At 61.4% G+C, this 17,982-nt stretch carries 16 protein-coding genes; 14 read left to right on the forward strand and 2 right to left on the reverse strand.

Features of this window, described 5'->3' with window-relative positions; all coding sequences use genetic code 11:
- Window positions 1-90: 90 nt before the first annotated feature.
- Window positions 91-2,784: a DNA translocase FtsK gene (locus tag ACIK7D_RS18385; RefSeq protein WP_400156999.1), complete on the reverse strand. Its 2,694-nt coding sequence runs from the start codon at window positions 2,782-2,784 to the stop codon at window positions 91-93.
- A 374-nt stretch (window positions 2,785-3,158) separates the two neighbouring features.
- Here ACIK7D_RS18385 and ACIK7D_RS18390 point away from each other — a divergent pair, with 374 nt between their 5' ends.
- The 10 genes from ACIK7D_RS18390 (at window position 3,159) to ACIK7D_RS18435 (ending at window position 10,892) form a co-directional block, all read left to right on the forward strand.
- Window positions 3,159-4,769 (forward strand): ABC transporter substrate-binding protein, encoded by a 1,611-nt coding sequence (locus tag ACIK7D_RS18390; protein ID WP_400157000.1) that lies wholly within the window; start codon window positions 3,159-3,161, stop codon window positions 4,767-4,769.
- 9 nt (window positions 4,770-4,778) lie between these two features.
- Window positions 4,779-5,768 (forward strand): ABC transporter permease, encoded by a 990-nt coding sequence (locus tag ACIK7D_RS18395; protein WP_400157001.1) that lies wholly within the window; start codon window positions 4,779-4,781, stop codon window positions 5,766-5,768.
- Window positions 5,765-6,595: an ABC transporter permease gene (locus ACIK7D_RS18400; RefSeq protein WP_400157002.1), complete on the forward strand. Its 831-nt coding sequence runs from the start codon at window positions 5,765-5,767 to the stop codon at window positions 6,593-6,595. The genes ACIK7D_RS18395 and ACIK7D_RS18400 overlap by 4 nt, the downstream gene beginning before the upstream one ends.
- On the forward strand, window positions 6,592-7,395 hold the full coding sequence (locus ACIK7D_RS18405; RefSeq protein ID WP_400157003.1) for an ABC transporter ATP-binding protein: 804 nt from the start codon (window positions 6,592-6,594) through the stop codon (window positions 7,393-7,395). The genes ACIK7D_RS18400 and ACIK7D_RS18405 overlap by 4 nt, the downstream gene beginning before the upstream one ends.
- The gene (locus ACIK7D_RS18410; RefSeq protein WP_400157004.1) at window positions 7,392-8,171 is read left to right on the forward strand and encodes an ABC transporter ATP-binding protein; all 780 of its coding nucleotides are present in this window, start codon (window positions 7,392-7,394) and stop codon (window positions 8,169-8,171) included. Before ACIK7D_RS18405 ends, ACIK7D_RS18410 begins: the two co-directional genes overlap by 4 nt.
- 9 nt (window positions 8,172-8,180) lie before the next feature.
- Entirely contained in the window at window positions 8,181-9,299 is a 1,119-nt protein-coding gene (locus tag ACIK7D_RS18415) for a pyridoxal-phosphate-dependent aminotransferase family protein (protein WP_400157005.1), read from the forward strand.
- Between the two features lie 158 nt (window positions 9,300-9,457).
- Window positions 9,458-9,652, forward strand: a complete 195-nt coding sequence (locus tag ACIK7D_RS18420) for a hypothetical protein (RefSeq protein ID WP_003523745.1) — start codon at window positions 9,458-9,460, stop codon at window positions 9,650-9,652.
- A gap of 66 nt (window positions 9,653-9,718) precedes the next feature.
- Window positions 9,719-10,207 carry a helix-turn-helix domain-containing protein gene (locus ACIK7D_RS18425; RefSeq protein ID WP_400157006.1) on the forward strand — a complete coding sequence of 163 codons (489 nt, stop codon included), beginning with the start codon at window positions 9,719-9,721 and terminating at the stop codon, window positions 10,205-10,207.
- Window positions 10,208-10,221: 14 nt separating this feature from the next.
- Window positions 10,222-10,626 (forward strand): VOC family protein, encoded by a 405-nt coding sequence (locus ACIK7D_RS18430; protein WP_004438893.1) that lies wholly within the window; start codon window positions 10,222-10,224, stop codon window positions 10,624-10,626.
- Between the two features lie 56 nt (window positions 10,627-10,682).
- Window positions 10,683-10,892: a hypothetical protein gene (locus tag ACIK7D_RS18435; protein WP_400157124.1), complete on the forward strand. Its 210-nt coding sequence runs from the start codon at window positions 10,683-10,685 to the stop codon at window positions 10,890-10,892.
- Window positions 10,893-11,056: 164 nt separating this feature from the next.
- On the opposite strand, the gene ACIK7D_RS18440 is transcribed toward ACIK7D_RS18435, so the two are convergent.
- Window positions 11,057-12,877, reverse strand: coding sequence for an IlvD/Edd family dehydratase (locus ACIK7D_RS18440; protein ID WP_137004630.1), 1,821 nt, complete (start codon window positions 12,875-12,877; stop codon window positions 11,057-11,059).
- A gap of 522 nt (window positions 12,878-13,399) precedes the next feature.
- On the opposite strand from ACIK7D_RS18440, the gene ytfQ reads away from it, so the two are divergent.
- The 4 genes from ytfQ (at window position 13,400) to yjfF (ending at window position 17,978) form a co-directional block, all read left to right on the forward strand.
- Window positions 13,400-14,359 (forward strand): galactofuranose ABC transporter, galactofuranose-binding protein YtfQ, encoded by a 960-nt coding sequence (gene ytfQ / locus ACIK7D_RS18445; RefSeq protein WP_020809449.1) that lies wholly within the window; start codon window positions 13,400-13,402, stop codon window positions 14,357-14,359.
- A gap of 75 nt (window positions 14,360-14,434) precedes the next feature.
- A complete protein-coding gene (locus ACIK7D_RS18450) occupies window positions 14,435-15,958 on the forward strand; it encodes a sugar ABC transporter ATP-binding protein (RefSeq protein ID WP_400157007.1) in 1,524 nt (507 codons plus the stop codon).
- Window positions 15,958-17,001 carry an ABC transporter permease gene (locus tag ACIK7D_RS18455; RefSeq protein ID WP_164865537.1) on the forward strand — a complete coding sequence of 348 codons (1,044 nt, stop codon included), beginning with the start codon at window positions 15,958-15,960 and terminating at the stop codon, window positions 16,999-17,001. Before ACIK7D_RS18450 ends, ACIK7D_RS18455 begins: the two co-directional genes overlap by 1 nt.
- Window positions 16,998-17,978: a galactofuranose ABC transporter, permease protein YjfF gene (yjfF, locus tag ACIK7D_RS18460; protein ID WP_127758064.1), complete on the forward strand. Its 981-nt coding sequence runs from the start codon at window positions 16,998-17,000 to the stop codon at window positions 17,976-17,978. The genes ACIK7D_RS18455 and yjfF overlap by 4 nt, the downstream gene beginning before the upstream one ends.
- Window positions 17,979-17,982: the final 4 nt, after the last annotated feature.

Below are 17,982 nucleotides of genomic sequence, written 5' to 3' on the forward strand. Positions count from 1 at the left end.
GGGAATCCTCCCAATTCCAGAATCCATGCCGCACAAGCTATTCACGGGGCGCGTTTTTGCAATCGAATATCGCACGCGCCGAAGGCTCAATCAGTCCTCCGCTCCCATGGCATCGTAAGAAGAGCGTTCGCCGGCGATGATCGCGCGTTTGCCGACATGGTTGGCAGGCCCGACAATGCCTTCCTGTTCCATGCGCTCGACCAGCGAAGCGGCACGGTTATAACCGACGGACAGGCGGCGCTGGATATAGGAAGTGGAGCACTTCTTGTCGCGCATCACCACCTTGACGGCCTTTTCATAGAGATCGTCGCTATCGTCTTCGCCCATGGCGGTCTTGTCGAAAACAGCGGCTTCCTCTTCAACCTCTTCGTCGTTTTCGTCGGCGTCTTCGGTAACGGTGCCGAGATATTCCGGACGGCCCTGCGTCTTCAGATGCGCGACCACCTTTTCCACTTCCTCATCCGAAACGAAGGGACCGTGGACACGGGCGATGCGGCCGCCGCCCATCATGTGCAGCATATCGCCCTGACCGAGCAGATGTTCCGCGCCCTGTTCGCCAAGGATGGTGCGGCTGTCGATCTTCGAGGTCACCTGGAAGGAGATACGGGTCGGGAAATTCGCCTTGATCGTACCGGTGATGACATCGACCGACGGGCGCTGGGTTGCCATGATGAGATGGATGCCGGCAGCACGCGCCATCTGCGCCAGGCGCTGGATCGCGCCTTCGATTTCCTTGCCGGCGACCATCATCAGGTCGGCCATTTCGTCGACGATGACGACGATATAAGGCATGGCCGTGAGGTCCATTTCCTCCTGCTCGTAGACCGCCTCGCCGGTGGCGCGGTCGAAGCCGCTCTGCACGTTGCAGAACACCGTTTCGCCCTTGGCGCGGGCGGCAGCGGCCCTTGCATTGTAGCCATCGATATTGCGCACGCCGAGACGCGACATCTTGCGATAACGGTCTTCCATTTCGCGCACGGCCCATTTCAACGCCATGACCGCTTTTTTCGGATCAGTGACGACAGGCGTCAACAGATGCGGAATACCGTCATAAACGGAAAGCTCGAGCATCTTGGGATCGACCATGATGAGACGGCACTCTTCCGGCTTCAGACGATAGAGCAGCGACAGGATCATGGTGTTGATGGCAACCGACTTGCCGGAGCCGGTGGTGCCGGCGACCAGCAGATGCGGCATCTTCGCCAGTTCGGCGATGACAGGTTCGCCGCCGATGGTCTTGCCCAAGCAAAGTGCGAGCTTCTGGCGGGTCTCGGCGTAATCGGTCGCTTCGATCAGTTCGCGCAGATAAACCGTCTCGCGCACCGGGTTCGGCAGTTCGATGCCGATGACATTACGGCCGGGCACGACGGCGACGCGTGCCGAGAGCGCCGACATGGAGCGGGCGATATCGTCCGAGAGACCAATGACGCGCGAGGACTTGACGCCGGGGGCGGGTTCGAACTCATACAGCGTCACGACCGGGCCGGGGCGGACATCGATGATCTCGCCCTTGATGCCGAAATCTTCCAGCACGCTTTCGAGAAGCCCGGCGCTCTGCTCCAGCGCTTCCGGCGTCATGGTCGTGGTCTGCTGGACGCGGGCCTCCTGCAGAAGATCGATGGAGGGGTATTCATATTCCCCCTCGGCGAAGACAGGCGCTTCGCGGAACATCGGCTGCGAAGCCTGGATGGGCGCACGTGGCGTGAAGCGCGGCTCGGCCGCAATTCTCTCAACCGGCTGAACCTGCTCCACAGGTCTCGGCGTTTCGACAACCATCGGCGCTTCCGCGACAGGCGGCGGCGCGACTTCCTGTTCCACGACCGGAAGGGCGGGAGGAACGACGGACTGACGCACGCCGATCTCGCGGTAAAGCCGGATTGCGGAACCGCCCGGCACGGTGACGACCGGAGGTTCGGACGAAAGCACGATCGCAGCGGCTGCCGGCGATACGACAGCGACCGGCGCGACTATCGCTGGCGCCGTGACGACCGAATTTGCAAGAACGGCGCGTGTGGACGCGGAAACGCCCTCGCCGGCACTGCCCGGCAGATCGAGCGTCATCACTTCCCAGAAAAGCTCATCCGGCAGATGGGCGGCGAAAGCAGGAATGACGGCCTGAGCGGCCTCGACAGCAGGCGCGACGGATTGCGGCTGAACCGACGGGAATATCTGCGGCACGGGCGCTTCCACCGCTACGGCGATACCCTCCTGAACCGGCATCTGCGCAGCGGCAGCCGCCTCTTCCGCCTGCTTGCGGGCAAGCTCCAGCCGCAATTTGTAAGTCAGCGCTCTGGCGCCCCGGGCCTCCGGCGGCTGCGGCAGAAATGGCATGCGCGGCGGCGGCACGCGCTGCTCCGCCGGCTTCACGACGGGTTGGGAGACAGGAGCAACCTCCTGCTGCGCAGCCTGTTGCTGCGCCACCGCTTCCTGCTCCACCGTTTCAGGCAGAACTACAGCCGGCATTTCCTCTTCCGGAATATTGGGCGTCTCGACCGGCATGCGCCGGGCAAAGGCGCTTTCCGGCGTGCGGGTGAAACGCACATTCGGGCCAAGCACGAAAGCATTCTGCCAGCCGGGCATCTCGGCGCGGCCTTCGATGGCGTCGGCTGCGCTGACGTCGGCGTTCGGCCGGGATGCCGCGCCGGCCTTCATTCCCGCCGTCTGCTGACCGGCAACCGACTGGCCGCCGGCATGACGAGCCTTCTCGCTCCCCTCCCCTACGCTATTGGACGAATTCTGGAATCTGGATCGGGAGAAACTCATGGCAGCGTGCACACTCATCATAAACGTACATATTTCGGTCTCCCTGAAATAGAAAATAAAGGTTAATTACCCCTTTCCAAACGGGGTCACCGCGGCAGATTTTCGCTCTGCCCACAGGCGCAACAGGGCACACACGGTCGAAGCATCGGCGTCCCAACCACCTAATTTCATTGCGTTAAATCAAATTTCCGGAACATCTCCGCCGGCAGGACCGCAACAGGAGAAAAGCGCATTGCCGCCGGAAAGCATATTGTTTCCGCAAAGGCCCGCGCAACGTAAAATCATTGCTGTAAAGCCCGCGAATTAACGTGGACACTGCCGAGGTTGCAGTCTTAAGATCGGCCGCCGCGGACCAAGCGGAAAGGCCCGCCCAGTCCTCATTTCCGGAGTGAATCATGTCGCCTGTCCACCTGTCCCGCCGCTCGCTTCTCAAGACGTCACTCCTTCTTGCCGCAACCACGGGTTTGGCGGGCATCGCCGCCGCGCAGCAGGCGGCACCCGGCGGAAGGCTGATCGTCGCGGCCGATTCGGAGCCGAAGAACCTCAACCCGGCGATCGTCGCCTCAAACGGCGTGTTTTATATCGCCAGCAAGATTATCGAGCCGCTGGCCGAAGCCTCCTTCGATGGCAAGGACGGGCTCACGCCGCGGCTTGCGACCGAATGGCAGGGATCGGATGACGGGCTCAGCGCCACTTTCAAGCTGCGCGAAGGCGTGACCTGGCATGACGGCAAGCCGTTCACCTCGGCGGATGTGGCCTTTTCTGCGCTCTCCATCTGGAAACCCTTGCAGAATCTCGGGCGGCTGGTCTTCGCCAATCTCGAGAAGGTGGACACGCCGGATGAACACACGGCGATCTTCCGCTTCTCCAAGCCGACACCCTTCCAGCTCATCCGCAACGCGCTGCCGGTCGTTACCAGCGTCGTGCCGAAACATCTTTATGAAGGCACCGACATCGCCACCAACCCGGCCAATACCAAGCCGGTCGGCACCGGGCCTTTCGTCTTTGCCGAATACAAGCCCGGCGAATATTATCGCCTGACCCGCAATCCCAATTACTGGGGCAAGGACGAACCGCAGCTCGAAGAGATCATCTACCGCGTCCTGCCGGACCGGGCGGGTGCAGCTTCCGCGCTCGAAGCAGAGGAAATCCAGCTCGCCGCCTTCTCCGCCGTGCCTCTGGCCGATCTCGACCGCATCTCAAAGGTGGCGGGCATCAAGGTCGTTGCCGACGGTTACGAGGCGCTGACCTATCAGCTGGTGGTCGAAATCAACCATCGCCGCAAGGAACTGGCCGATCTCAAGGTCAGAAAGGCCATCGCCCACGCCATCGACAAAAAATTCGTCATCGACAAGGTCTTCCTCGGTTACGCCACTGCGTCCACCGGACCGGTGCCGAAGAACGCCCCTGAATTCTACACCGACGATGTCGAAACCTATGATTTCGATGTGGCCAAGGCCAATGCCCTGCTGGACGAGGCGGGTTATGCGCGCGGCCCGAACGGAACACGTTTCTCGCTGAAACTTCTGCCGGCGCCCTATTTCAACGAAACCAGACAGTTCGGCTCCTATCTTCGTCAGGCATTGCAGGAAATCGGCATCGATGCCGAGTTGGTCAATAATGATTCAGCCGCTCACCAGAAGGCCGTCTACACCGATCACGCCTTCGATCTCGCCATCGCGCCTCCGGTCTTCCGCGGCGACCCGGCAATTTCCACCACCATTCTCGTGCGTTCCGGCATTGCGGCGGGCGTCGGCTTCTCCAACCAGGGCGGTTACGAGAACAAGACGCTGGACGAATTGATCGACAAGGCGGCGATAACGGTCGATACCGCCGCGCGCACAACGCTTTACAAGGATTTCCAGAAGCAGGTCGCCGCCGATCTGCCGCTGATCAACGTTGCCGAATGGGGCTTCATCACCGTGGCGCGCGATACGGTCAAACATGTCGCCAGCAATCCCCGCTGGGCCGTTTCCAACTGGGCGGATACGGCGGTCGATACGTAAGGACGCATCGTGAAGCGTGCGGTAACATTGCTGAAGCGAAGGGCAGTCAGCGCCATTCCGGTGCTGCTGATCGTTCTCGTCTTCACTTTCGTACTGCTTGAAAATGCATCTGGAGACGCAGTAGACGCCTATCTCGTCTCCATCGGCGGCGGCGATGCCGGGCTCAGGGATGTGTTGCGTGAGCAATACGGCCTGAACGGTTCGGTATTCGCCCGTTTCTGGCTCTATGCCAGTTCGGTGCTGCGGCTCGATCTCGGCTGGTCGCTTGCCTTCGACCGGCCGGTGCTGGGGCTGATCCTCGAGCGACTGCCGAACACGCTTCTCCTTATGGGCAGCGCCACGGCACTCGCCTTCCTCCTCGGGACCGCGCTCGGCATCTGGGCCGGCGCGCGTCCCGGCGGGCTGGCGGACCGCGTGCTTTCAACGGTCTCGCTCACGCTTTACGCCACGCCCGGCTTCTGGCTCGGCCTCGTGCTGGCCATCGTCTTTGCCGTTCAACTCAAATGGCTGCCGACATCAGGCATCGAAACCATCGCCTCGGGCAAGCAGGGATTTGCAAGGGCGCTCGATATTGCCCGCCATCTCGTGCTGCCGGTCTCCAGTCTCGGCCTCATTTATCTCGCGCTTTTCCTGCGCGTCATGCGCACCGCCATGGCGGCGGTCTGGCCGCTGGATTTCGTGCTTTTTGCTCAATCCAAGGGGCTTTCCAAACGGCGGATCGTGCTGCGCCATGTCGCGCGCAACGCCGCTCTTCCGCTTGTCACCGTGCTTGGCCTGCAGGCCGCAACCATGCTGGGCGGCAGCGTTGTGATCGAAAGCGTCTTTGCGATTCCCGGTTTCGGCCGGCTGGCGCAGGAGGCCGTCAGCGGCCGCGACACGCCGCTTTTGATGGGCATTATTCTGACAAGCGCCGTCTTCGTCATCCTCGTCAATCTCTCCGTCGATATTGTCTATGCCGTTCTCGATCCGCGCATCGGCAGCGGGGAGCGACAGGCATGAGTTTCGCTCTCCGGCTGCTGCGCAGTTTCGAAGGCGCCACGGGCACCATCATTCTGGTGGCGCTTGCCATGACGGCGCTTGCCGCCCCCCTCCTCTTTCCGGGCGACCCGCTGGCCATTGTCGGCGAACCGCTGATCGCGCCGTTTACGGATGCCACCCTGCCGCTGGGCACCGACCGGCTGGGCCGCAATGTGCTGGCCGAGCTTGCCCATGGCGCGCAGGCCTCCCTGCTCGTCGGCATGGGCGCCGCCGCCGCCGCGCTGGTGATCGGCACCGTCATCGGCACCATCGCCGGTTTTGCGGGGGGCCTCGTGGACGAAGCATTGATGCGCGTCACCGACGCTTTCCAGATCGTGCCGAATTTCCTGCTTGCGCTCGCCTTCGTCAGCACCATCGGCCCTTCCATGCCCATCGTCATTCTTGCCATTGCGCTCGGCGCATGGGCGGATCCGGCGCGGCTGATGCGGGCGCAGGTGTTGAGCATACGCGAGCGCGACTACGTGCAATCCGCCCGCGCCATCGGCATGCACCCGCTGGAGATCGCCTTCCGGCAGATCCTGCCCAACGCTCTGCCGCCGGTTCTGGCGCTGGCCGCCATCATCGTCGCGGCAGCCATCCTCACCGAAGCGGCACTGTCCTTCCTCGGACTTGGCGATCCGAACATCGTCACCTGGGGCTCAATGATCGCCGAAGGACGCAACGTCCTGCGCTCGGCCGCGTTTTTATCCGTCATCCCCGGCATCGGCCTTCTGGTTACGGTTCTCGGCGTTTATCTTCTCGCAGAAGGCATCAACAGGGCGATGGCGACGAGGAGAGAAGCGCCATGAGCGGAAATGCGCTGTGCCGGATCGACGATCTCAGCGTTTTTTATGCGGCAGGCGATACGCCGGCATTGCAGAATGTCTCGCTGACGATCCGGCAGGAGCAGAGGCTGGCGATCATCGGCGAAAGCGGTTCGGGAAAATCCACGCTCGGCAAAGCCATTGCCGGGCTTCTTCCCGGCAATGCGCGGGTTTCCGGCGATATTTCCTGGAGCCGAGATAGTGGTCTGTTTCACGGCAGGCCACAGCCCGGACGCGATATCGGCACGATCTTTCAGGATACCGGCGCGACACTCAACCCGGTTCTCACCATCGGCGAACAGGTGGCCGAAGGCGCCGTGCGGCATCTCGGCCTGTCATGGAGGCAAGCGCGCGATCTTGCCCGCGATCTTCTGGAGCGGGTGCGGCTGCCCCACCCCTCCCATCTGCTCACCGCCTATCCGCACCAGCTTTCCGGCGGCCAAAGGCAGCGCGTGGCAATTGCCGCCGCCATTGCCGCCAGTCCTTCGATCCTGATTGCCGACGAGGCCACGAGCGCGCTCGATACGGTCAGCCAGGCCGCCATCGCCACGCTGCTGGACGATCTGGTGCGGCAGGAAAACAAGACGCTGGTGTTCATCACCCATGATATCGGCCTTGCCTCCAGCCTTGCCGACGAGATCGCGGTTCTGCGCGCGGGGCTGCTGGTGGAACACGGCCCGACGCGGCGGGTGCTCTCCACACCCGCCCATGACTATACGCGTGCGCTGCTTGCCGATTATCTCGATCTCTCCACCCCGCCGCTCATCAGCGAGGCCGCGTCATGAACGAAGCCCTTCTGAGCGTCGATGGACTGTCGAAAACCTATCGCACCGGCGCAAGAACGGTGGCGGCGCTTTCCGACATCTCCTTTTCGCTTCAGCCCGGCGAGACGCTGGGGCTTGCGGGTCCCTCCGGCTGCGGGAAATCGACGCTCGCACGCATTCTGATGCGGCTGATCCCGGCCGATGAAGGCACGATCCATTTCAAAGGCCGTGACTGGCTGGCGCTTGACGGCGGCAAGCTTCGCGCCGCCCGCCGGCACATGCAGATGGTGTTTCAGGATACGCATGGCGCCTTCAATCCACGCGCCAGCGTCGAGGATGCCATCGGCGAACCGTTGCGCATCCATCGCATGGTCAAAAGACGCGAACGCGCGGCGGAAATACACCGCCTTCTCGAGCGCGTGGGCCTGCCCGCCAGCTATGCCGGCCGCTCGGTCTTCGAGCTTTCCGGCGGCCAAAGACAGCGTGTCGCGATTGCACGGGCCATTGCGCTCAAACCGTCGCTTCTCATTCTGGACGAAGCCGTCTCCGCGCTCGATGTTTCGGTTCGCCGGCAAATCCTCGAACTGCTGGTGGAAATACAGCGGGAGACGGCCGTTTCCTGTATTTTCGTTTCCCATGATCTCGCAGTCGTCCGGGCCGTCTGCCACCGCGTCGCCATCATGGAAACGGGGCGGATCGTTGAAATCGGCAGGACGGGAAATATCGTCTCGGCGCCGCAATCCTCGACCGCCAGAACCCTGATCGACGCCGCACCGCGCCTGACCATTGCCACGTAAGGAAAAGACATGCCCGTTCCGGATTATGCATTGCTGCTCGACCCACCTGCTTTTCCCGCGGAGCGTTACGCGATTCTTTCTGACCGGCTGGCAGCCTTGATGGGCACGGGGAACGACGTCCTTCTCATACAGGCGGAAGCCGTACTGGCACTCGAAGCGGCGGCGATGAGCCTTGCCCGACCGGGTCTTAGAGCGCTCAACATCGTCACCAGCCCCTATGGCGCATGGTTCGGCGGCTGGCTCAATAGAGGCGGTGCGACGGTGCGCAACCTGGCCGCCAGCCCGGCGAAGCCGGTCACGCTGGAGGAGGTGGAGCGGGCGCTGAACGAGGGGCCGGGCTTCGATCTTCTCGCCATCGTCCATGCGGAATCGGCAAGCGGCATTCTCAACCCCCTGCCCGCCATTGCCGCGCTCGCTCGGGAAAAGGGTATCGTCACGCTCGTCGACGCCGTCGCCTCCATCGGCGGCCATGCCTTCGAGGTCGACCGGCTGGGCATCGATATCGCCGTCATCGGACCGCAAAAGGCGTTGGCCGGCCCGGCCGGGGTTTCCGCCATTTCCGTCAGCGAAAAAGCGTGGGAGCTTCTTTCCCACGGTGAGGCGCCGGAAAACTCCATGCTCTCGCTTCTGGACCAGAAGAAACTCTGGCTCGATGCCGGCCGCGGCGCGCTGCCCGGAACACCCGCTCCGCTGGAATTCTACGCGCTGGAGGCCGCCCTCGACCGGATAGAGGCGGAAGGCCTGGCATCCGCCAATGAACGCCACGAAAGAGCGGCGGCAGCCACCCGGAACGGCATCAGGGCGCTTGGTATCCCGACCTGGGTGGAAGAGGCACACGCCTCCGCCCTCGTTTCCACGGCGATCCTGCCGGATACCATGGAAGCCAAGGCATTCCTCGCCGCTGCATCCCAAAAGCAGGGCGCGGATCTTTCCGCCGGTGTCGGCCCCGGTGCGGAACGGCTGATAAGGCTCAATCACACCGGTCGGAGGGCGCATCCTGACGCGGTGAAAGCCAATATCGCGGCCTTCTCCAGCGCCCTGAAAAGCCTCGGCCATGCCGCAGATACCGATTCCGCACTGGAAGCGACTGAAAAAGCCTATTCTGACGCCCCCGCGAACGACGTTTGACCGCTCCGATAAACGTTCATTGCGCCAAATCCGGCAGCGTTGGAATGTCAGTCACGACATTGTTGTTAAAAATGGTAGACAAATTCCTCGGCCAATCTTGACGAAATCATGGCAACGCGCGAAACTTAACGCTACGTTAACTCGCGTGAAGAAGGGAAATGGCCATGGTAGCAGGGTTCAACATGCTCTCCTTTGACCTCTTTGGCATCGGCCGAAGGATGCCCGTCGTCAATGAGCGGGTGGAGACCGAGTTTCAGGACAAAACACCGCGCAGACCCGACGACGAGTCGCACGACGACGACCGCGATCAGGAATACGAACTGTTCTTCTGGTCGCTTTACCCGGTGATCTGAGACACTCATAGCGGCTTGCAGCCATGAGCCTTGCCAAGGACCGCCGGTTCATTCAATGATTGCCGCATGCGCCGGTCCGGAAATGAAAAGAACTCTGCAAACAGAGACTTGAAACTGCTGCGCCGCCTTCTGCGGGCCAAGGATCATATGGACGCGGCGCCCCATGAGGCGTGGCCTGTTTCACGCCTTGCAAGCGTCAGCGGCGCCTCGCAGGCGCACTTCGCGAGATCGTTTCGCGATGCTTTCGGCATACCCCCTCACCGCTATCTGCTGACCCGCCGGGTGGAGCGCGCCGTGGCGCTGTTGCGTGACACGGATCTTCCGGTCATCGAGATCGCGCTGCAAACCGGCTGGAACAGCATCGGCACGTTCGGCCGTGTTTTCCGCGACGTGACGGGGGAAAACCCGAGTGAATTGCGGCGCAGGATGCGGTTTTTGCCTGCCGACCTTGAGCAGGTTCCCCATTGCTTCGTCAGCGCCGCCCATCGCCCCCATCTCACAATCGCAGTTTCGGAGAAGCGCCGACAGGCGAAAGGCGGTAGGCACGGTGAGTGAAAGGGAGATAGCTCATGAAAAATGGTGTTCAAGTCGTCGGGCTTTACGTTCATGACCAAGACGAGGCGCTACAATTTTATGTCGAAAAACTTGGATTTCGTGTGCATACGGATGCACGCAACGGCGATTATCGCTGGTTGACCGTGCAGCATCCGGACCAGCCGGATTTCCAGCTCGGCCTGTTTCGGCCGCAGGCCCCGACCGTTGACGAGGCAACGGCGCAGGATCTGAACGAAGCCGTGGCCAAGGGCGCCATGCCGCCTTTGGTTCTGGTGGTCGAGGATTGCCAGAAGGCCTTTGACGCCATGCACAAACGCGGCGTCGAATTCACCCAGGAACCGATCACGCGTTACGGCTCGGTGGATGCGAGTTTCCGCGACCCTTCCGGCAATGGCTGGAAGCTCGTCCAGGCCCGTTGAGGCAACCGTGTGTCACATTCCATCATGGATGCTTTTTCTCGGGGGCGACTTTGATCTTGCAAAAATGGATAAGGCAGAGCCATCGGTGGCTGGGCATTCTGCTGACCATCACCATTCTGGCGAACTTCGCTTCGATGGCTTTCGGCCCGACACCACCGGTGATCGTTTATGCCCCGCTTCTTCCGCTGACTTTGCTTGTCTTCAGCGGGCTGTACATGTTCTTCCTGCCTTATCTGGGAAAGCCGCTCTCCCCCTGGAAGGAGTAGGCGGGCGGGCAACGAGGCGCTGTATGCCTCACACATCGGGAACATTGCGGCGGTTTTGAAGACCGGCGCTTCATCGATGCCTGAAAATATTTCAGCCCCGAGACGACGCCCGGGGCTGATTTTTAGCTGATTTTTAAAAGCGGCCGGCCGAAACGGCCTTGCCTTTAGTGGTTGTCGCGCGGCAGGCCCTTGGTCTGGGCGATGCGCTGATACTTGACCGCCGGTTCCAGAACCGCGCCGGTTTCCATCTGGCTGACGATACCGCGCTGGATTTCCTGCCATGGCGTCTGGTGGTCCGGGAACTTGTAGCCGCCCTCAGCCGACAGCGCCTCGTAACGCTTGGCCAATTCCTCGCCGGAAATCAGGATATCCGCCTTGCCGCGACCCACATCGATGCGGACGCGGTCACCCGTCTGCAGGATGGCGAGGCCGCCGCCGGCCGCCGCTTCCGGGGAAGCGTTGAGGATGGACGGGCTGCCCGACGTGCCGGACTGACGACCATCGCCAATGCAGGGCAGCGAATTGACGCCTTCCTTCAGGAGATAATCCGGCGCGCGCATGTTCACCACTTCCGCGGCACCCGGATAACCGATGGGGCCTGCGCCGCGCATGAAGAGGATGGTGTTGGCGTCGATCTTCAGCGACGGATCGTCGATGCGGTGATGGTAATCTTCCGGACCGTCGAACACCACGGCGCGGCCTTCGAAGGCCTCCGGATCGTTCGGGTTGGAGAGGTAACGGTTGCGGAACTCTTCCGAAATCACGCTCGTCTTCATGATGGCGGAGGAGAACAGGTTGCCGCGCAGCACGCGGAAGCCGGCGCGTTCCTTGAGCGGCTGCTCATAGGGGCGGATGACCTTCTCGTCTTCGATGATCGCGCCACGGCAATTGTCGCCGATGGTCTTGCCGTTGACGGTCATGGCATCTTCCATGATCAGTCCCTGGTTCATCAGCTGATTGACGACCGCAGGAACGCCGCCGGCATGATAATAATCCTCGCCGAGATATTCACCGGCCGGCTGCAGGTTGACGAGCAGCGGCACGTCTTCACCATAGGTCTGCCAGTCATCCACCGTCAGCTCGACGCCGACATGGCGGGCAAGGCCGTTCAGGTGGATCGGCGCGTTGGTGGAACCGCCGATGGCCGAGTTGACGCGGATGGCGTTGATGAAGGCGTCCTTGGTCATGATGTCGGAAGGCTTCAGGTCTTCCTTGACCATTTCGACGATGCGCAGGCCGGTCAGGTAGGAGACTTCCTGACGGTCGCGGTAAGGAGCCGGAATGGCGGCGGAGCCCGGAAGCTGCATGCCGAGCGCTTCGGCCAGCGAGTTCATGGTCGTCGCCGTGCCCATGGTGTTGCAATAACCGGTGGACGGGGCAGACGAAGCGACGAGCTTGACGAAGCCCTGATAGTCGATCTCGCCCTTCGCCAGCAACTCGCGCGCCTTCCAGACGATGGTGCCGGAACCGGTGCGTTCACCACGGAACCAGCCGTTCAGCATGGGGCCGACGGAAAGGGCGATGGCCGGAATGTTGACGGTGGCCGCCGCCATAAGACAGGCAGGCGTGGTCTTGTCACAGCCGATGGTCAGCACGACGCCATCGAGCGGATAGCCATAAAGCACTTCCACGAGGCCGAGGTAAGCCAGGTTGCGGTCGAGGCCGGCCGTCGGGCGCTTGCCGGTTTCCTGGATCGGATGCACCGGAAATTCGATGGCGATGCCGCCGGCTTCACGGATGCCTTCGCGCAGGCGGTTCGCCAGTTCCAGATGGTGGCGGTTGCAGGGCGAAAGGTCCGAACCGGTCTGCGCAATGCCGATGATCGGGCGGTCGGACTGAAGCTCGGCCTGGCTCAGACCGAAGTTCATGTAACGCTCGAGATAAAGTGCCGTCATATCCGCGTTGGCGGGATTGTCGAACCACGCGCGCGAGCGAAGCTTGCCTCCCTTGCCCTGGGTTGCGGGAAGATTGTCGGATGTAGTCATGATGCGGGTCTCCAGCCGGAAGTGGCCAACGGTAAAATATTACGAAATGCGACAAGCTTATGTTGTGCGCAAGGAAAATGGAATCAGCTTTCGGAGATCACGCATAACCGACAGAGCAGCCCCAGACGAGTGATTTGGAGCTGTTCTTCGGCTTTAGCCGAATATTTTTCGGCATTTACGATGATACCGGTGTCGCGCAACGGCCTCTTCCTCCCTGCCTTGCCGGAATGCGGCTGGCCGGATGGCCCGGCACTCCGCCTCAGTCCGATCTCTTTATTTGTATTACTATTAGATGCCATCATTGCCTGTCAAGCCACGTCATGGGCCATTTTCGGCATGTTCAGACAGGAAAAGAGTGCAATTGATTTCCGCACAAACCATTGATTCATTATATTTTATGACAAAATTTCACCGTAACTGGCGAAAGCCAAATTGCGAAAAGGCCAAAAAACCACTTTTCAAGAGTATTACTATATGCTCATAGTGTCGCCGTCACGCTGACATCATCTCTGGGAGGATAAGATGAGAAAAGCTCTTGCGGCATTCACTGTCGCCGTTTCCGCATGCCTTGCATCCAGTGTTTCCGCACAATCGCTTACCGTCGGTTTCTCGCAGATCGGTTCGGAATCCGGCTGGCGCGCGGCTGAAACCACCGTCACCAAGCAGCAGGCGGAGAAGCGCGGCGTCACGCTGAAATTCGCCGACGCGCAACAGAAGCAGGAAAACCAGATCAAGGCCGTTCGCGGCTTCATCGCGCAGGGCGTCGACGCGATCCTGATCGCTCCGGTTGTCGCAACCGGTTGGGACGCCGTGCTGAAGGAAGCCAAGGAAGAAAAAATCCCTGTCATCCTGCTCGACCGCCAGATCGAGGCTTCGGACGATCTTTACCTCACCGCCGTAACCTCCGATCAGGTTCATGAAGGCAAGGTTGCCGGCGACTGGCTGGTCAAGGATGTCGGCTCCAAGGACTGCAAGGTCGTTGAATTGCAGGGCACAACCGGCTCTTCGCCCGCCATCAACCGCAAGAAGGGCTTCGAAGAGGCTATTGCCTCGCACAAGAACATCAAGATCGCGCGCTCGCAGACCGGTGACTTCACCCGCACCAAGGGCAAGGAAGTGATGGAAAGCTTCATCAAGGCCGAAGGCGGCGGCAAGGATATCTGTGCGGTCTACGCTCACAATGACGACATGGCCGTCGGCGCGATCCAGGCGATCAAGGAAGCCGGCCTGAAACCCGGAACCGACATCAAGGTCGTTTCCATCGATGCCGTGCCTGATATCTTCAAGGCCATGGCAGCCGGCGAAGCCAACGCCACCGTCGAACTGACGCCCGACATGGCCGGCCCCGCCTTCGACGCGCTCGAAGCCTATCTGAAGGACAAGAAGGCCCCGCCGAAGTGGATCCAGACGGAATCCAAGCTCTATACGGCATCCGACGACCCGATGAAGGTCTACGAGGCGAAGAAGGGTCTGGGTTACTGACAACCCATTCTTCGGAAGGAGCGGCGCGTCGTTCGTGCCGCTCCATCATGGCATTTTTCATGCGGAACCTGCTCAATGTCCGAAACGGCACCACTTCTGGAAGCACGCGCCATCGGCAAATCCTTTCTCGGGATTACGGCGCTTGATGGCGTCGATTTTTCGCTCGGGCGCGGTGAAATCCACGCGCTGCTCGGCGAAAACGGCGCAGGCAAATCAACGCTGATCAAAATTCTCACCGGCGTTTATCACCGCGACAGCGGTTCGATCTTTCTGGAAGGTAGCGAGATTTCGCCCAGCAATGTCGGCGAGGCGCAGGCGCTGGGCATCGGCACTGTCTATCAGGAGGTGAACCTTCTCGAAAACCTGACGGTTGCCGAAAACCTGTTTCTCGGCCGCCAGCCGCGCCGCTTCGGGCTGATCGACCGCAGCACGATGCAGAAGAATTCACAGGCGCTGCTTGCCCAATACGGGCTGTCCATCGACGTCAACGCGCTGCTATCAAGCTATTCCGTGGCCATCCGCCAGATCATCGCCATTGCCCGCGCCGTCGATCTTTCCGGCAAGGTGCTGGTGCTGGACGAGCCGACTGCCAGCCTTGATGCCCATGAGGTCGAGATGCTGTTCGGCGTCTTGAGAAACCTGCGCGCACGCGGCATCGGCATCGTCATCATTACCCACTTCCTCAATCAGGTCTATGACATAGCCGACCGGGTGACGGTGCTGCGCAACGGCCGTCTTGTCGGCACCCGCGATATCGGCAGCCTGCCCCGTTCCGAACTGATCTCGATGATGCTCGGTCGCGAGCTTCAGCACATCACCCATGAACATCAGGCGACCGAAGATACGGTTGCCGAGGGCGAGCCGCCGATCCGTTTCGAAGGTTACGGCAAACGCGGCAGCATCGCCCCCTTCGATCTCGGCATCCGCCCCGGCGAAATCGTCGGCGTCGCCGGGCTGCTCGGTTCTGGCCGGACGGAAACAGCCTTCCTGCTGTTCGGCATCGACCGGCCGGATACCGGAAAGGCTGTCATCGACGGCCAGACGGTGGCGATTTCTTCGCCGGAAGCCGCCATCACCGCCGGTTTCGGTTTCTGTCCGGAAGAGCGCAAGACGGATGGCATCATCGGCGACTTTTCCGTCACCGACAATATCGCGCTGGCGCTTCAGGCACGGCAGGGCTGGGCCCGGCCGCTGTCGCGCCGGCAGAAAGCGGAACTGGCCGAAAGCTTCATCAAGTCGCTGGATATCCGCCCGGCCGATCCCAACCGGCCGATCAAATTCTTGTCCGGCGGCAACCAGCAGAAGGCCATTCTGGCGCGCTGGCTCGCCACCCACCCCCGGCTGCTGATCCTCGACGAGCCGACACGCGGTATCGATATCGGCGCGCATGCGGAAATCCTGAAAATGATCGAAAAATTCTGCAGCGAAGGCATGTCGCTCGTCGTCATCTCTTCGGAACTGGAAGAACTCACCGCCGTTGCGCACCGCGTCGTGGTACTTTCCGACCGCCGTCATGTCAGCGAGTTGAAGGGCGGTGACGTGACCGCCGACAACATCATGCGGGCGATTGCCGATGCGGCGAAAACGGAGGCGGCATGATGGCAGCAGTGACACGACGCCTGAAAAGGCTTGCTCCGCAGCTTGCCGCGCTCTTCATCATTCTGGCAGCGATAACAATCCTTTCGCCTGGTTTCCTGCATGTCTCGTTCCAGAACGGCAGGCTCTATGGCAGTCTGGTGGATATTCTCGTGCGTGCCGCACCGGTCGCACTTTTGACCATCGGCATGACGCTGGTCATCGCCACCAAGGGCATCGACCTTTCCATCGGCGCCGTCATCGCCATCTGCGGCGCGGTCGCGGCCACGCTCATCAGCAATGGCCATTCCATTCCTTCGGTCATCGTCATCTCGCTTGCGGTGGGCATTGCCTGCGGGTTGTGGAACGGCGTGCTGGTGGCCCTTCTCGACATACAGCCGATCATCGCCACGCTGATCCTGATGGTGGCGGGGCGCGGCATCGCCCAGCTTATTACCGAAGGCGTCATTCTCACCTTCAACAATGACAGCTTTTCCGCCATCGGCTCCGGCTCGTTCGCAGGTATTCCGCTGCCGGTCATCATCTGGGTTGCGGCGGCGCTCACGATCGGCCTTCTGGTGCGCAAGAGCGCGCTCGGTTTCCTGATCGAGGCCACCGGCATCAATCGCCGTGCCGCAGCACTGGCCGGGGTGCGAGCCCGCTTCCTGCTGTTTTTCGTCTATGCGGTTTCCGGCCTCTGCGCGGCCATCGCCGGCATGATCGTCACCGCCGATATTCGCGGCGCGGATGCTAACAATGCCGGGCTGTGGCTGGAGCTGGACGCGATCCTTGCGGTGGTCATCGGCGGCACCTCGCTGAATGGCGGGCGCTTTTCCATCACCGCCTCGCTGATCGGCGCGCTGATCATCCAGACCATCAATACCGGCATTCTCGTCTCGGGCTTCCCGCCGGAATTCAACCTCATCATCAAGGCCGGCATCATCATGGTGGTGTTGACGCTGCAATCACCGGCGATCATGGCCGTCCTCGGTTTCGTGAAAGCGCCGAAGCCGCATGCAAAACCGGCGGCCACCAATGGCATGACCAAGGAAGGAACCGCGCGATGATCCACAGCCGCAACCTGCCCTTCCTCACCACGCTGACGATCTTCGTGATCGCCTATCTTCTCTGCGTGCTGCAATATCCGGCGATCCTGTCGACACGGGTGATCGGCAACCTTCTGACCGACAATGCCTTCCTCGGCATCGCGGCCGTCGGCATGACCTTCGTCATCCTGTCGGGCGGCATCGATCTTTCCATCGGTTCGGTCATCGCCTTCACCAGCGTCTTCGTCGCCGTCATGGTCGGCACCTATAATATCCATCCGCTGCTGGCCTTCGCCATCGTGCTGGTGGTCTCGACGCTGTTCGGCTGCCTGATGGGGGCGATGATCCGTTTCCTGTCCATCCCGCCCTTCGTGGTTACGCTGGCCGGCATGTTTTTGGCGCGTGGCGCGGCTTACCTTATCTCCACCCAGTCAGTGCCGATCTCGCATCCGTTCATCGATGCGATACAGGGCTTTTATTACCGCTTCCCCGGCGGCGGCAGGCTGACGGCGCTCGCCATGCTGATGCTTCTCGTCTTTGCCGCCGGCATGCTGATCGCCAGCCGCACCCGCTTCGGCGCCAATGTCTATGCGCTCGGCGGCAACCCGCAATCGGCCGAGCTGATGGGCGTACCGATTGGCGCGACGACCATCGGCATCTATGCGCTGTCCGGCTTTCTCTCCGGCCTCGCCGGCATCGTCTATACGCTCTACACCTCGTCGGGCTATTCACTGGCAACGGTGGGCGTTGAACTCGACGCCATCGCCGCGGTCGTGATCGGCGGCACGCTTCTGACCGGCGGCACGGGGCTGGTGGCGGGAACCTTTATCGGCCTTCTGATCCAGGGCTTGATCCAGACCTACATCGTTTTTGACGGGACGCTTTCCTCCTGGTGGACGAAAATCGTCATCGGTGTGCTGCTTTTCGTCTTCATCGTGTTGCAGCGCGCAATCATCTGGTATTCAAACAGGAGACTGGCCGGGCCACACCCGGCATAACCAC

Source organism: Agrobacterium sp. P15N1-A (genome assembly GCF_044626815.1).
In the GTDB taxonomy this organism is placed as follows: Bacteria; Pseudomonadota; Alphaproteobacteria; order Rhizobiales; family Rhizobiaceae; genus Agrobacterium; species Agrobacterium leguminum.